The 1,362-nt window shown below is 60.0% G+C and carries 3 protein-coding genes and 1 pseudogene; 2 read left to right on the top strand and 2 right to left on the bottom strand.

The window, feature by feature from the left end; genetic code table 11:
- Positions 1-87: 87 nt before the first annotated feature.
- Both ykgO and AUC71_RS11955 read right to left on the bottom strand, forming a co-directional pair.
- Positions 88-213, bottom strand: a complete 126-nt coding sequence (ykgO, locus tag AUC71_RS11960; protein ID WP_069624447.1) for a type B 50S ribosomal protein L36 — start codon at positions 211-213, stop codon at positions 88-90.
- Positions 214-393: 180 nt separating this feature from the next.
- Positions 394-612, bottom strand: a complete 219-nt coding sequence (locus AUC71_RS11955) for a PIN domain-containing protein (protein ID WP_158007822.1) — start codon at positions 610-612, stop codon at positions 394-396.
- 229 nt (positions 613-841) lie between these two features.
- Between AUC71_RS11955 and AUC71_RS11950 the strand changes: the two genes are divergently transcribed.
- Both AUC71_RS11950 and AUC71_RS22785 read left to right on the top strand, forming a co-directional pair.
- A complete protein-coding gene (locus AUC71_RS11950; protein WP_244500931.1) occupies positions 842-1,261 on the top strand; it encodes an ArsR/SmtB family transcription factor in 420 nt (139 codons plus the stop codon).
- A pseudogene (locus tag AUC71_RS22785) lies at positions 1,258-1,362 on the top strand (SRPBCC domain-containing protein); the annotation flags it as partial. The gene AUC71_RS11950 and the pseudogene AUC71_RS22785, both read left to right, overlap by 4 nt.

Here is a 1,362-nt window from a genome sequence, read left to right as displayed (position 1 = left end):
TGAAAGGCGACCGGGCCCGCGCGGGCCCCAGTCAAAGCAATTCGATGCGAAAGCCCCAGGAGATGATCCCCCGGGCAAACCGCGCCTTTAGCCCTGGCGGGCCTTGAAGCGCCGGTTCGTCTTGTTGATCACGTAGAGTCGGCCCCGGCGGCGCACCACCCGGCAGTTCCGATGGCGCTTGCGCAGCGACCTCAGCGAATTCTTGATCTTCATGTCACGCCATCCGTTCGTCTTAAAAGAGTCCGGGCGGCCCTCATTTAAAGGCCGCCCTCGAATTGTGGCGGACCATAAGAAGGGCGGCCGGTTCTGTCAACTGAAGGCCTGCCGGGCAAAAAGACGCCCCGGGCCATCCATCGCGGCGCCGGGGCGTCATTTCTCGAAAGCCTGGATCGGCTATTCCTTGACCTTCTTGGTCACCTTGAAGTCCTTGTCGAGATAAACGTCGAACTTTTTGTCATCCTTGCAGATGACGTCGTCGGCCTCGTAGCCGCCGTTCTCCATCTCGATATTGGTGTCCTCGACGGTGCAGTCCATACCTCTGATCGTCTCCTGGACGCCTTCGATTTGCTGCTCGGTGAGCGCTTCGTCCGCCGCGTAGGCCGACGCCGACATGACAAAAGTAAGAGCGAGAGCTGCTGCAAAGATCCTCATAAGTGTCTTCTCCCTAAGCTAGAGCCCCCGAGAATCGGGGGAGCGGTCCATCCGCTGAAGCTGTTAGACCGCGATAATCTAAATATTTCCTGCGCGCATTGCGTGCAGATGACGGGTAACGAACAGGAAGATTGACAGTTCCTTTCCGTCTGCATAACTTAACCACATGGTTAAGTATCAGGACGCCACTTTGGATCGCACTTTCGCCGCCCTGGCCGACCCCACGCGGCGAGCGCTGCTGGCCCAGTTGGAGACCGACAAGACACTTTCCGTCAGCGAACTGGCCGCGCCGTTCCAGATGTCGCTGCCGGCGATCCTGAAACATCTCAACGTGTTGTCGGACGCAGGCCTGATTACCCGCAAGAAGACCGGCCGCACCGTGACCTGCCGGTTGACCGCCGAACCCATGGAGCACGCCATGGATTGGCTCAATCACTACCAACGTTTCTGGACCGAGAAGCTCGATCAGCTCGCGGCCTTTGTGGAGGAAGACCCATGCCCGCCCAAGCAACAGCCGTCTCAACCAAGCCAAGCCTCACCCTCAAACGTCATCTCAATGCCGCGCCGGAAGCGGTCTACGCCGCCTGGACCGACCCCGAAAAAATCGTGAAGTGGTTCGGGCCGGACGCGGGCCCGGTCACCCACGCGGAAGCCGATGTTCGGGTCGGCGGCCATTACGCCGTCACGTTCCACACCGAGGACGGCGAAGAG

This window comes from Methyloceanibacter marginalis, from assembly GCF_001723295.1.
In the GTDB taxonomy this organism is placed as follows: domain Bacteria; phylum Pseudomonadota; class Alphaproteobacteria; order Rhizobiales; family Methyloligellaceae; genus Methyloceanibacter; species Methyloceanibacter marginalis.
Note: the sequence above shows the minus strand (reverse complement) of the source record. Positions and strands in the feature narration are given on the sequence as shown.